This window comes from Sphingobacterium sp. 1.A.4 (genome assembly GCF_002734245.1).
GTDB lineage: Bacteria > Bacteroidota > Bacteroidia > Sphingobacteriales > Sphingobacteriaceae > Sphingobacterium > Sphingobacterium tenebrionis.
The window spans coordinates 109,437-124,097 of record NZ_PEAZ01000063.1 but is presented as its reverse complement, the minus strand read 5'-3'; the positions used below and the strand labels follow the sequence as shown (position 1 = coordinate 124,097).

Below are 14,661 nucleotides of genomic sequence, written 5' to 3'. Positions count from 1 at the left end.
ATCAGTCTAAAAGGTTAGAAATTATATCTTCTTCCACTAAAATGGCAGGTGTTACCTGTAGTGTAGAAGTACGTTTAAGTTCGGTTTCAATAGCTTGTTGAGCTTCTTTGTTCCTTGCCCAAGCTCTGCGGGCAATACCATTGTTCACATCAAAGAACAACATCTGTTTCAATTTCTGATCGGCTTCCGGGCTACCATCCAACAACATCCCAAAACCACCGTTGATTACTTCGCCCCAACCTACGCCACCACCATTATGGATGGATACCCAAGTGGCTCCGCGGAAGCTATCACCAATCACGTTATGGATGGCCATATCGGCTGTGAATTTACTGCCATCATAGATATTGCTGGTCTCGCGGTATGGAGAATCCGTACCACTTACATCGTGGTGATCCCTGGCGAGAACCACAGGCGCGGAAAGTCTACCCTCTTCCACAGCCTTATTAAAGGCTTCTGCAATGCGCATTCTTCCCAAAGCATCTGCATAGAGGATCCTTGCCTGAGAACCTACGACCAACTTGTTTTTCTCTGCTTCTTCGATCCATTTGATGTTATCTGCCATTTGTTGGTAGATCTCTGTAGGTGCATCCACTTGGATCTCTTTCATCACTTCCAGAGCAATCTGATCTGTTAAACGTAGGTCTTCTGGTTTTCCGGAGGTACAAACCCAACGGAACGGTCCGAAACCATAGTCGAAACACATTGGGCCTAGGATATCCTGCACATAGGAAGGATATTTAAAATTCACCCCATCTGCAGCAAATACATCAGCTCCGGCACGGCTGCACTCCAAAAGGAAGGCATTACCATAGTCAAAGAAATATGTCCCGCGCGCAACATGTTTATTCACTGCATTCGCATGCCTTACCAAAGTTTTTTGCACTTCCTGGGCAAAACGTTCCGGATGGTGGGCAATCAGTTCATTGGCTTCTTCAAAACTGATATCTGCCGGATAGTATCCGCCAGACCAAGGGTTGTGCAAGGAGGTCTGGTCTGATCCCACGGTTATAAAAATATCTTCCTCATAGAATTGCTCCCATACATCCACGATGTTGCCGATATAGGCAATGGAAACCAATTCCTTGTTTTTCATGGCTGTTCTCACGCGATCGATCAAATCAGGCATGTTGTCGACCAACACATCTACCCATCCTTGTTCATGGCGTTTGGTCGCTGCGGCAGGGTTTACTTCAGCACATACCGTAATACAACCTGCTATATTACCTGCTTTCGGCTGAGCACCACTCATTCCGCCTAATCCTGATGTAAGGAATACTTTCCCTTCAATACTTTCGCCTTCTTTCAGGTGTTTTCTAAAAGCATTCATGACCGTGATCGTTGTGCCATGCACGATACCCTGCGGACCAATATACATATAGGATCCTGCGGTCATCTGCCCATATTGGGTGACCCCTAGGGCATTGAACCTTTCCCAATCATCCGGTTTGGAGTAATTGGGGATCATCATCCCATTAGTTACCACGACTCTTGGCGCATGAGCGGAAGAAGGGAATAAGCCCATCGGATGACCACTGTACATGTGTAGGGTCTGCTCATTGGTCATTTCCGCAAGATATTTCATCGTCACTAAGTATTGTGCCCAGTTCTGGAACACTGCACCATTACCCCCGTAGGTGATCAATTCATGCGGGTGTTGTGCCACGGCAGGATCCAGGTTGTTCTGGATCATCAGCATTATAGCTGCAGCCTGTTGGCTTTTTGCAGGGTATTCTTCAATACCACGTGCATACATTTCGTAAGTAGGTCTGAACCTATACATATAGATTCGTCCATATTCACGAAGTTCTTCCAAGAACTCCGCTGCTAATTCGGCATGCCATTCTTTCGGAAAATAACGCAGTGCATTACGTAGCGCCAATTTCTCCTCTTCTTTATTTAATATGGCCTTGCGCTTAGGAGCATGGCTTACACTTGGATCAAGTTTGGTTTTTGCAGGCAATTCTTTCGGAATGCCTTGTATAATGGTTTCTTGAAAATTCATTGTTCTTTAGTATTAAAGGTTTTCGCCTTTACGGAATACTTCCATTCCGGATTTCCATACCCGTGCAGGTTTTAAAGAACCCTGCAGGTAGGTGATATTCTGATAATTAGCTGTTTCATAGATGATAAAGTCGGCTAAAGCTCCAGCTTTCAAGATGGCTCTATCTTTTAAGTTCAATGCTTTGGCTGCGCGGAAAGTTATACCGGCAAATACTTCGGTATTGCTCAGTTTTTCCATGGACGCCAAAATGCTGGCACTTTCGATCAATTTCCCCATCGGTGCTGATCCTGGATTCCAGTCCGTGGCGATGGCCAAACATGCGCCGGCATCCAATAATTTTCGGGCTGGTGTGAAAGCACAACCAATTCCCAAGGATGCAGCTGGCAGTGCAACAGCCACCACATTGGAATTTGCCAAGGCTTGGATTTCTTCTTCAGTAGAAGCTTCTAAGTGATCGGCCGAAACCGCATCAACCTCAACGGCCAAAGCCGAACCGGAGGTGCTGAACTGATCGGCATGTACCGTAATATCAAAGCCCATACTTTTTGCCTTTTCGAAATACGGCTTGGTCTGTTCTGCGGTAAACGCACTTTTTTCGACGAAGGCATCAATCCTATTGGTCAATCCTTCCGCTTTTAGGACTGGGAATAATTCTTCTGCGATCCATTCCAGATACGATTCCGGACTTCCCTCATAATCCTTCGGACACATGTGTGCAGCCAAACAGGTACTGATCAATTCTGCTTTACTGCTTTCATTCGCCTTTTTGATAGCGCGAAGGGTTTTCAATTCCTCTGCCACATTCAATCCATACCCACTTTTCACCTCGATGGTGGTAATCCCTTGCTCCAATAAGGCATCTGCGTGTTTCAGTATCACCTCGGTCAATTCTTCCTCCGTCAAGGCTCTGGTATGTTTAACCGTGCTCCAAATCCCACCGCCGGCTTCCGCTATTTCCAGATAAGAACTACCAGCATTGCGCATGGCAAAATCATTGGCCCGGTTTCCGCCAAAAGCGATATGGGTATGGCAATCGATATAACCTGGAAGAACCACCTGGTCACCTTGTAAAAGGATCAAGTTTGCTTCCTGGCCATATTGGGTCTTTAAATCATTGAAATTTGAAATAGCCTTTATTTTATCCCCTTCCAGCAGGATTCCTGCATTTTCCTGGATCTGTAATTGGCTATCTTTTAACGCCCCTTTCATCGGCAGGTTGGCCATACTAACCAATTGCCTGAAGGGTCCTATTAACGTGAGTGCTTTGTTCATGCTTAATAGTTTTCGAAATATTCTACTCCTGTACCGAAATAAGGCACACCTTCCTTCTCGGAAACCTCTTTGGCCAACTCCACCAATTCACCCGATTTCACCAATGCTAAAGCCGCATCTAGGATATCGGTCATAGGTTGGTCCTCTTCGATATGCGGGATGCTTTTACGCACATGTTGATGGATGGCTTCCACTACCGCCGTAGATTTCAACGGTGCATGGTAATCCTTCGCTTGAGCAGCACATAATAGCTCGATACTTAAGATCTTATCCACATTATCCAACACCTGTAATAATTTCCTTCCGGAAATCGAACCCATGCTCACGTGATCCTCTTGCCCCAATGAAGTTGGGATGCTATCGGCACTTGCCGGGAAACATAATCCTTTATTTTCAGAAGCGATTGCTGCTGTACTGTATTGCAGGATCATAAAACCAGAGTTCAATCCAGTGCTTTTCATCAATAATTTTGGAACGCCATTGGTCTCCCCTTCCAAAGAAAGATAAACCCGGCGATCGGAGATATTTCCCAATTCAGAAACGGCCAAGGTCGCGTAATCTAACGGAAGAGCGATCGGTTGACCATGGAAAGAACCTCCAGAAATGGTCAATTCATTGTTGATGATGATTGGATTATCTGTTACAGCATTGATCTCCGTTTCAATGATCTCCTTGAAGTGTAACCAGGCATTGCGGGATGCGCCATGAACCTGTGGGATACAACGTAAGGAATATGGATCCTGAACGCGGGAACAATTTTTATGTGATTCAAGAATATCGGAACCTTTTAAGAGATTAAAAACTGTAGCAGCTACAAAGCTATTTCCCTTATACGGTCTTAATTGATGTAATTCGGTATAGAAAGGTTTGATGGAACCGTTCAATCCTTCGATCATCAGGGTCGCGATCAGATCGGCATTGTTCATCAAACGGTTCATTTCTACCACGGCTTTAACGCCATGGGCTGCCATAAACTGGGTACCATTGATCAAGGCCAATCCTTCTTTAGCTCCAAGAGCTACCGGGGATAGGTTATGTTTCTTCAATACCTCAGCAGTAGGAACCTCTTTTCCATCCTGCCAAACTTTTCCATAACCAATCAAAGGAAGGAACAAGTGGGACAAAGGCGCTAAATCGCCCGATGCACCTACTGAACCTTGTTTTGGAACCACAGGGATCACATCCTCTTGGATGTGCCAGATGATCCTTTCGATGGTGCTGTATTGAACCCCTGAAAACCCTTTTGCCAAAGCTTGTACTTTCAGGATCAACATTAATTTACTCAATTCTTTATCGATGGCCTCACCCACACCTACGGCATGGCTCATCAGGATGTTCTCTTGTAATTTACGGGTATCTTGAGCACCAATCAGGGTAGTACACAATGGACCAAATCCTGTATTGATACCATAAACCACTTTTCCGGCATCAACAATATCCTGTACATATTGGGCACTTTGGTTTACTTTTGCTTTGCTTTCCTCGCTCAATTCACCTTTTAAATCTCCTTTTGCAATAGCGACAGCTTGGGAACTGCTCAAAAAATCTTCACCGTATTTAAATATTTTCATCATAATTATCTGTGTATACCAAATTTAGCCCCTATATTTGATAATTAGTAATACCAATTTTTTCATCAATTGATAACTATGAATTATCAAATAGAACTGAGACATCTGCATTATTTTAAGGTTTTGGCGGAGGAACTGCATTTTAGGCGTGCAGCAGAACGTTTGTTTATTGCGCAACCTGGATTATCGAGGCAGATCAAGCAATTGGAGGATTATTATCAGGCTCAATTGTTTGAAAGGGATAAGCGGAAGGTTTCTCTAACGCCTGCAGGTCAATACCTGCAGATGGAGGTGGACCTGCTGTTCAACCAGTTGGGGAAGATCAAGGAACAGGTGGAAAAGATTGAGGAAGGGAAGCTTACTTCCTTGAAATTGGGATTTATCGGATCGGCGGTGCAGACTGTGTTGCCAGAATTATTGGTTAGCCTAAAGCATGAACAACCGTTGATTGATATTACCTTGAATGAGTTGTCCAATGAGTTTCAATTGGAGATGTTGTTGAAGAATGAATTGGATTTTGGTTTTGTTCGGATGGAAAAAGCTTTTCCGCCATTAAAATCGATTCCGGTGTTGACGGATCATTTTAGTTTGGTGGTTCCGAAGGATGCGAAGAATAAGAACATTAAAAAGGTGGATATTTTGGATTATCAGAAGGAATCTTTTATACTGTTTTCGAAGGATTATAGTAGTTCGTATTATAATTTGGTGATGAGTATTTTTTATGACCATGGTTTTGAGCCGCATGTGACGTTGAAGACGGTGAATGCGTTGAGTATTTTTAATCTGGTAAGTCAGGGATTGGGCGTGGCGATCGTGCCTTCTTCCTTGAAAAAGGGGTATCATACGCATGTTGATTTTTTGGATTTGAGCCATCTTCCACAACGGACGACACTGTCGCTGGTATGGAACGAGGAGAATAGGAATCCGGGATTGGGGTTGTTGTTGGATATTGTGAAGAAGATGATAAAGTGAGGGCGTTGATGGGAATAATGCGTCATTGCGAGGAGGCACGAGGAAGCAATCTTCCTTCATGTCATGCTGAGCGCAGTCGAAGCATCTACATGTGGTACCCGTACAGATCCTTCGACTTCGCTCAGGATGACAGAGACCACTCAGGATGACAGAGACCACTCAGGATGACAAAGGCCAAAGATTGCTTCCTCGTGCCTCCTCGCAATGACGTGGAAATAAACAAAATAAAATATTTTTTTACCCCACCATTATGGAAATCTATATTATCTTGCATCAGATGAATAAAAACATATGGCATTCATCAACTTACCAACACCATTATGAAAAAAGCACTCTGGATTCTCCTCCTATTCATCCCTTTATTTTCCATAGGACAAATCTCTCCACAAACAACCGATCTTACTAAAACATGGTTGGAAGTAGATCGTCTATTCAGCATAAAAAATTACGAACAAGCCTTACCCTTGCTCGCAAGAATAAAAGCTGAATCCCTAAAAAGAAAAGATGACGCCCTCTGGTTAAGAGCCTTTTTGGCAGAAACCCAAGTCGCAACTGTTAATACCAACGACGATAACCAATTCGAAAAAATCGACCGGCTTTTCCAGAATAACATCTCCAGCGCCAAACCCTTGGTAAAAGATATACTCTATAATTTTTATGCCTCCTTCCTCGAAAACAACCTACACAGGTACCTCAGCAATTCGAGCAACAAATTTGTAGCGGCAGACCATAATCAAAAATGGGATATAATCGATTCCCTTTATAAGCTCTCTTTAACAAACAAACTCAGATTAAAAAAAGAAAAAACAGAGAAATGGAGTTCCATGTTTTCGGATCTTAATAATATACAACTCACACCTACCCTATTCCATTATCTAAGCATCAATTACCTATCCTTTCTAAAAAAAGATATGGTCAGCTATAAAAGTGCTTATCAAAATCTTCATCAGGAAATCATGGCCTTAAATAAAAACGAAGACTATAAAATTTCCGCCACTTTTTTTGCTTCCCAAAATCCAACCATAAAAGCAAATAACAACCTCCTCTACTTCCAAACATTACGGGATATCATGAAAACCTATCCAAGTGATTATAATGCTTATTTGCTTTATCAGATGGCATATAAACATTTTTATATGGGAAACAAGAAGGAAGCCCTAGCCTTGGTTGAAGAAGCTGAAAAAAATTACCCTAATTCTCCTTGGCTAAATAATGCAAAAAACCTGAATGAGGACATTAAAAGAGTAGAAATAGGAATGGATATGAAGGAGTTTCAGTTGCAGAATTCCTATTTACCGATTAGTTTAAGACTGAGGAATGTAGACAACCTTTATATCCGAGTCTATCGCACAACCAACCATCCGAAGGAACTGAAAAAATTTACAGTAAAATATGATAGTACGACCTTCGTGAACAGCTTAGATGCACCTCTGGCCTATGAGGAAGTCATACCCATAAAAGACCTAGCAGTTGGAGAATCTAAGCGCACCATCTATAAAATTAATCCCCTTCCGTATGGCCATTATACCATCTTGATCTCCAATAACGCAGCGTTTAAGGATGATGATAAATTCCAAAAGGTAAGTATCAATAATTTCTATATCACTGATTTCTTCTTTTCGGCAACCTTCGAAAAAGAAAATGAAAACAACGAAGAGTATCATACTTTATTCATCAACAGAAGGACCGGGCAACCCTATGCAAACAAAACATTCAGCCTCTACGAATTCTATGATAAAAATCCTCTGAAATTAATCCAGAAGATAAAAACAGACCAAAGAGGTTTCTATCATTTCAAAACAAACGAAAAGAAAGACATCACGGATATTAATGATTATTATATTTATTTAGCTGATGAAAATCAATTTATAGATCTATCGGAGTTTCCGGAAACAGCTGATCATGTCCGATACGATCAAGAAAAAGAAGAAATAGAGGGTGAAGTCAGGATAAATGCCATGTTAGACCGCGGCATCTATAGACCCGGCCAACCTTTATACTTCAAAGGAATCATCTACAATGATCACTATCTGAAAGGCAGGGTATTGGCCGATCAGAAAATCAAGGTCTATTTACATGATGTAAATTTCAGAAAAATTGACTCATTGGAACTGACAAGCAATGCTTATGGATCCATTCATGGAGAATTCAACCTACCAAGCCCCATATTGGCTGGTCGATTTAGATTATCCTTTCAACAGAAGGAGCTGCAGATTGGCGAAATAAGCTTTCGGGTAGAGGAGTATAAACGACCTACCTTTGAGGTTAAGCTGGAAACCAATAAAGAAACCTATACCAAAAAAGATACGGCCATATTCCAAGGTCAAGCCATGTCTTTAAATGGTGCGCCTTTGGTCGGCGCAAGTGTACATTATAAAGTAAACTATAGCGCTCGGGGTAAGCAGTATAAAAATGGTCTTTTTGTCGATTCGACTACGACGACCAATGAACTTGGAAAATTTACCATCAAAGTTCCATTGATGGATTCCACCTTCCAAACATTTACCGATTTCAGACTGAATTATGAGGTGGAGGTAGTCAATCAGAATGGTGAAATGCAATCGGCAGCTTCCAGTTATCAATACAGTGATAAACCATGGCGGATACAAATTCAAACGCCAAGGAATGTAGAAGAATATAAATGGTCTTCCATCCAGGTCCACACCTTAAATAACAATAATCAACCCCTGAAATTTGCTGGCGATGTACAGATCTTGAAAATAAAAGACCCTACTGTTGTGGTTCCGGAACACATGCGGAGTTATTTTAGGGATGTAGACTTTCATTTATTTTCCAATTCGGAATATAAAAAATATTTCCCGACCATATTTGATGATGTATTTATTGGGGATCAAAAATCAGAACTGATCAAAAGCTATTCTTTCGATACTCGGGATACCACCTTGGTTAGAATAGATTCTAATCTATTTGGACGTGGAAGATATTTCATCAAAGCTTTATCCATTCAAGGCCGGGATAGTATCCGAGCACAAGCCCTGGTAAGTGTATTTGATAAAGCAACTGGAAAAAGTCTTAATTCTGAATTCCTAACCTATACCTTAGATAAGCCGAGTTATAAAGAGGGTGATGAAGTGACTCTACAACTATTTACGGATCTAAAAGAAGCAAAGAGTCTTTATTTATTCAGTCAGATTGGAAACCGAAAACTTCCTTTGCAGGTATTGTCCTGGAATAATGGGAAAATTATCTATAAATTCAAGATTACCGAAGAACAGCTGAACAATAATATGCAGTTCCATGCTATGTTGATCTTCGACAACAAATTGTCGTCCTTACCTATCCACATCCCAATTGAAAGGGAAAACCAGTCGGTGGAGATCAAGACCCAAACTTTCCGGGATAAGATAACGCCTGGACAAAAAGAAAAATGGAGTTTTACCATCACTAAAAAAGAGGAGAAGATGCAGGCGGAAGTATTGGCCAGTATGTATGATGCTTCCTTGGATGTTTTCCAGGGTAATTATTTCAGCTCATCCCTTTCCAAGCAATATCCATATTTCCAACCCTATTATTACCACCATATGTATGGCAATTTTTATGCATCGAGTGGTTCTTACTCCCTATTTAGGAACTTTAAAGTAAGGAATACAAAAGGTACCGAATTCCCAAGTATTAAAAATTATGGTCTTTGGATTACGCCATATTGGGGAGAAAATAAAGTTTATGATTTCGCCTACTCGGATGGAGTTCACGAATCCTCACGTCGTCAAGTCATCGAGGAAGTAGTTACTGTGACTGCAGCTGGGAAAGTAGCAGGAGTGAATGCATCACCAAGTTTAATGCTCCGCGGAACATCCTCTTTAAATACTAATGATCCCCTATATGTCATCGATGGCGAAATTGTTAGTCAAGAAGAGTTCAATAGTTTCAATAAGGATGAAATTGCGGATTTTAAGGTATTAAAAGATGCAGAAGCGACTGCTCTGTATGGATCGAAGGGGGCAAATGGTGTTATTATTCTAACCAGTAGGCTCGGTAAACAGGCGAATGAGCAATTATCGGATGTAAAGGCCCGAACCAATCTTCAGGAAACGGCCTTCTTCTTCCCTACCCTTTACACGGATGCTGAGGGAAATGTTTCCTTTGAATTTGATTCGCCGGAAGCATTGACCAAATGGAAATTGCAGTTATTTGCCCATGACAAGGAATTGAATGCTGGATCTGCTACCTTCTATACCCAAACCCAGAAACAATTGATGGTGCGACCGAATCTACCACGTTACTTCCGGGAAGGAGATGAAATTGTGATCAAAACACAGATCCAAAACCTGAGTAAGAAAGCACTTTCAGGAACGGCAAAGATCGAGATCATTAACCCGGAAAACAATGAGGTGATCAGCAATAAATTTATTGGTGAAAAAGCGATAACCCGATTTGAAACCCAAGAAAATACGCATGGATTAATAGAATGGACCTTAAAAATACCTGCTGGTTATCCTACGGTTCAGATCAAAGTGATTGCAGGAACAGATGAATTCTCAGATGGTGAACTCTCTGAGGTTCCGATCCTGACCAATAAGGTGCTGATAACCGATTCGGAGAAGATCATGCTGAAACCGGATCAAGAAAAGGAATACTTGATCAAAATAGCTGGTAAGGAAAATGTACAGGCTAAGGTTCAGATCCAAAGCAATCCTATTCTGGAGATTATTTCGGCATTGGATTACCTGAAGAATTATCCATATGAATGTACAGAGCAATTGACAAGCAAATGGTTTGCCCTTAAAGTACTGCAATATGTCGACAAGAGCTATCCAGCAATTTCCGATTATTTCAGAAAACTGAATACGGAGGAAAAACAAACTAAAATGGAATCCAATGCAGAGTTGATCAGTTTCAAACTGGAGGAAATGCCTTGGTTGAAGTCCATTGAAAATGATGGCAAGAAATTGCAGGAATTGGCCAAATTATTCCGTTCGAACTTTCCGTCAGAGCTAAAGGCGATCGAGGAGAAGATCGTCAAGAATCAGACCCGTGAAGGTGGGTTCCCTTGGTTTGATGGTGGCAAAGCGGATCCTTATATTTCCATCCGGATCCTGGAGATCATGGGTAAGACATTGACCCTGGACAAGAGCTTGATCAGTAAAGATATGAAAGGCATCCTTCCAAAACTAACCAGTTATTTGGATACAACAAGTGCTGTATTTGGAGCTAAGGCTTCTGAAAGTACGGCCTTGGATTATCTCTATGCAAGAAGGTATTGGTCTGCTGAGTTCCCTATTTCGGAGGCTATTAAAGCGAAATTGAAGAGTAAAGTGGCTATAGCGCCATTGTTGACAGCGAATAGACCTGCAGGTGTTGCGGCAAAAGCATGGATTGTGAACCAATTGTTCGGAACTGGCAAAGAATCGACAGAGATCAGAAATAGGCTGCAGCAGGAGGTGATCTTGGATGAACTGAAAGGAATGTATTGGGAGAGTAATGAAAAATATTACAATGGCATCTCGATGCAGGCTTATGTTTTGGAAGCTTATAAAATGCATGATCCAATCAAATTGATGCCGATCAGTCAGTGGTTCTTCTATAAAAAGGAAACTAATTATTGGTACAGTACCTGGATGACGGTGGATGCGATCTATGCGATATTATTGGCAAATAATCCGAAGGACTTTTCGTTGGAGAATACGGTGTTGGTGCGGATGAATGGAAATGAACTGGCTATGGATGATAAAGTTTTGGGTCAGGCATCCAAGGTAATTCCAAAGGAGGAACTTAAACAGGATACACGGTTTTCGGTGAAAAACAATAATGTTCGGAATATTTTTGGTGGAATTTATCATCAATATTTTGTGCCGGTGGAGGATGTAAAGAGCAGTACGAACGAGATTAAGGTTAGCAAGGAATACTTGGTGGAAAGGGAAGGGAAATGGGTGCTGAGTAATCAGGCTGTTCTTGGTGAGAAGATTAAGGTGAGAATTACGGTGATAAATGATAAGCCTTTGCAATATGTGCATTTGAAGGATAGTAGACCTTCTGGCGTGGAACCGGTGTATCAACCTTCGGGGTATAGGTATTGGGAGAGGTTTTATTTTACGATGAAGGATGCTTCGACAAATTATTTCTTTGATAGATTGGGTAAAGGGAAGTTTACTTATGAGTATGAGGTGAAGGCAAATAATCTGGGAAGGTTTAATTCGGGGATCACGACGTTGGAATGTATGTATGATCCGACGGTTAACGCGAGATCAGAGAATGTGGAAATGAGTATTGTTAAGTAGAACTTTAAGTAGAAACCCCGTCATTGCGAGAGCCACGTCATTGCGAGGTACGCAAGCTAATAAAACCGCGTCATTGCGAGGTACGAAGCAATCTTTCGATATGTCATGGTGAGCGTAGTCGAACCATCTGTTCGTTTATCAGCGTACAGATCCTTCGACGATACTCAGGATGACAGAGTTCAAAGATTGCTTCGTCGTGCCTCCTCGCAATGACGTAGATTATCGCAATGACGGGTTATTTACTCACTTTACTAACCAATTCCTGCTTACCCACCTTACTAACCAACTCCTGCTTACCCACCTTACTAACCATCTCCTGCTTATCCCCCGCCTTTTCCTTCTTACTCATTTCCTTCAAATGATGTCCCCCTAATATCGGTGCAATCACCAAACCCACCAAACAAGTCAACTTAATCAAAATATTCATAGACGGTCCAGAAGTATCCTTAAAAGGATCCCCTACCGTATCCCCCGTAACTGCCGCTTTATGCGCCTCAGAACCTTTAAAAGTCATCTCCCCATTGATCATCACCCCTGCTTCAAAAGACTTCTTCGCGTTATCCCAAGCACCTCCTGCATTATTCTGAAAGATTGCCCACAACACCCCTGATACCGCAACACCAGCCATGTAAGCACCCAGCGCCTCTGCTCCCATCACAAACCCTACAATAATCGGTGTAATAATCGTAATTGCCCCAGGCAACATCATCTCCCTTAAAGCCGCTTTTGTAGAAATATCCACACACTTCCCATATTCAGGCTTCCCAGTACCTTCCAAGATCCCTGGAATCTCCCGGAATTGCCTTCTTACCTCATTCACCATATCCATCGCTGCCTTACCAACAGATTGCATTGCCAAAGCCGAAAACACCACCGGTATCATACCGCCAATGAATAAAGCGGCCAATACATCCGCTTTAAAAATATTGATGCCATCGATACCCGTAAAAGTCACATAGGCTGCAAACAAAGCCAATGCGGTCAAAGCTGCCGAGGCAATAGCAAAACCCTTACCAACCGCAGCTGTGGTATTCCCCACCGAATCCAATACATCGGTACGCTGGCGCACTTCTTTTGGCAATTCGCTCATCTCTGCAATACCACCGGCATTATCCGCAATAGGCCCAAAAGCATCAATGGCCAATTGCATAGCCGTCGTCGCCATCATCGCAGATGCAGCAATCGCAACCCCATAAAAACCCGCCAAGGTATAAGATCCCCAAATCGCCAAAGCAAATAACAATACCGAAGAAAAAGTAGATTTCATCCCAGTTGCTAAACCAGCAATGATATTAGTTGCTGCTCCTGTGGAGGAGTTCTGCACAATATTCAGAACCGGTTTCTTACCAAGACCTGTATAATATTCCGTAAAAGAAGAGATCAATCCCCCAACAGCCAATCCAACAATCGTTGAATAGAACACATTCATGCGAGATATTTCCTTAAAACCTTCTCCGAAGAACTTCATCTGAATGGTTTCAGGAAGCATATATTGGATCAGGAAATAACAGGATATCACCGTTAAAATGATGGAAGTCCAGTTACCCATGTTCAAGGCTCGCTGAACCTGCGCCTCCTTGGCGTCGTTATTGGAAATCTTCACCAGGAAGGTTCCAAGTATGGATGCCAAAATACCAACTCCCGCAATGACGATTGGTAGTAATATTGGTCCCATACCGTTAAAAGCATCCGTATATGCGGTACCCGAAGCTTCCGACATATCTCGGATAATATAATTTCCCAGCACCATAGATGCTAGAACCGTTGCCACATAAGAGCCAAATAGATCCGCTCCCATCCCGGCCACATCGCCCACATTATCGCCTACGTTATCAGCAATGGTAGCTGGATTCCGAGGATCATCCTCTGGAATACCGGCCTCCACCTTTCCCACAAGGTCTGCCCCCACATCTGCTGCTTTGGTGTAAATACCACCTCCAACACGTGCAAATAAGGCAATGGATTCCGCCCCTAGGGAAAATCCAGCCAAGGCTTCCAATACAATGGTCATTTCATGAACGAAATCACCACCATTGGTCACAAACATTTTTAGAAACAAAAGAAAGAAGATACTCAAACCGAGAACAGCCAATCCTGCAACGCCCAACCCCATTACGGTACCTCCCGAAAAGGAAACTTTTAAGGCCTGAGGTAGGCTCGTTCTAGCGGCCTGCGTGGTTCTTACATTGGCGCTCGTAGCGATCCGCATACCGATATTTCCGGCAAGGGCAGAAAAAAAGGCACCAAAAATAAAAGCTACCACAATGATCCAATGCGTGGTTTCCACCAAGGTGGATACAAAGAAAAGCGCAACGGATGCGATGACAACAAAGATCAATAGGATACGATATTCTGCTTTTAGGAAAGCCATCGCTCCTTCTTTGATGCTCTTGGAAATGGTTTGCATGTGGCCATCGCCTGCATCCTGTTTGTTTACCCATCCGGACTTAACCAGCATGAAGAGTAGACCCAAAACAGCCAAGACTGCTGGTAAATAGATAATAAATTGTTCCATAGAAAGTTTATTTGGTTATCACTAATTTATCATTTTTTTTATCAAATAAAGAAGCAATAACCAGAACACCGTATAAATAACTTATTG

General features: G+C 42.3%; 6 protein-coding genes. 2 read left to right on the top strand and 4 right to left on the bottom strand.

Annotation, left to right across the window (positions count from 1 at the left end):
- Position 1: 1 nt before the first annotated feature.
- Genes CRJ00_RS11025 through hutH form a run of 3 tightly spaced genes read right to left on the bottom strand, consistent with a single transcriptional unit; the run spans position 2 to position 4,851 of the window.
- Entirely contained in the window at positions 2–2,005 is a 2,004-nt protein-coding gene (locus CRJ00_RS11025; protein WP_099366922.1) for a urocanate hydratase, read from the bottom strand.
- A gap of 12 nt (positions 2,006–2,017) precedes the next feature.
- Positions 2,018–3,277, bottom strand: a complete 1,260-nt coding sequence (hutI, locus tag CRJ00_RS11020) for an imidazolonepropionase (RefSeq protein ID WP_099366921.1) — start codon at positions 3,275–3,277, stop codon at positions 2,018–2,020.
- A 2-nt stretch (positions 3,278–3,279) separates the two neighbouring features.
- Positions 3,280–4,851: a histidine ammonia-lyase gene (gene hutH / locus CRJ00_RS11015; RefSeq protein ID WP_180268480.1), complete on the bottom strand. Its 1,572-nt coding sequence runs from the start codon at positions 4,849–4,851 to the stop codon at positions 3,280–3,282.
- A 75-nt stretch (positions 4,852–4,926) separates the two neighbouring features.
- Between hutH and CRJ00_RS11010 the strand changes: the two genes are divergently transcribed.
- Together CRJ00_RS11010 and CRJ00_RS11005 are read left to right on the top strand one after the other, a co-directional pair.
- Positions 4,927–5,820 carry a LysR family transcriptional regulator gene (locus CRJ00_RS11010; protein WP_099366919.1) on the top strand — a complete coding sequence of 298 codons (894 nt, stop codon included), beginning with the start codon at positions 4,927–4,929 and terminating at the stop codon, positions 5,818–5,820.
- A gap of 320 nt (positions 5,821–6,140) precedes the next feature.
- On the top strand, positions 6,141–12,059 hold the full coding sequence (locus CRJ00_RS11005; RefSeq protein WP_099366918.1) for an alpha-2-macroglobulin family protein: 5,919 nt from the start codon (positions 6,141–6,143) through the stop codon (positions 12,057–12,059).
- A 235-nt stretch (positions 12,060–12,294) separates the two neighbouring features.
- Here the strand turns inward: CRJ00_RS11005 and CRJ00_RS11000 are convergent, their stop codons facing one another.
- Positions 12,295–14,574, bottom strand: a complete 2,280-nt coding sequence (locus CRJ00_RS11000; protein ID WP_099366917.1) for a sodium-translocating pyrophosphatase — start codon at positions 14,572–14,574, stop codon at positions 12,295–12,297.
- Positions 14,575–14,661 lie beyond the last annotated feature (87 nt).

What these genes read in the sequence shown, in the direction of transcription:
- CRJ00_RS11025 (WP_099366922.1), bottom strand. Translation starts at nt 2,005, where the DNA reads ATGAATTTTCAAGAAACCATTATACAAGGCATTCCGAAAGAATTGCCT.
- CRJ00_RS11000 (WP_099366917.1), bottom strand. Translation starts at nt 14,574, where the DNA reads ATGGAACAATTTATTATCTATTTACCAGCAGTCTTGGCTGTTTTGGGT.
- CRJ00_RS11005 (WP_099366918.1), top strand. Translation starts at nt 6,141, where the DNA reads ATGAAAAAAGCACTCTGGATTCTCCTCCTATTCATCCCTTTATTTTCC.
- CRJ00_RS11010 (WP_099366919.1), top strand. Translation starts at nt 4,927, where the DNA reads ATGAATTATCAAATAGAACTGAGACATCTGCATTATTTTAAGGTTTTG.
- hutH (WP_180268480.1), bottom strand. Translation starts at nt 4,851, where the DNA reads ATGATGAAAATATTTAAATACGGTGAAGATTTTTTGAGCAGTTCCCAA.
- hutI (WP_099366921.1), bottom strand. Translation starts at nt 3,277, where the DNA reads ATGAACAAAGCACTCACGTTAATAGGACCCTTCAGGCAATTGGTTAGT.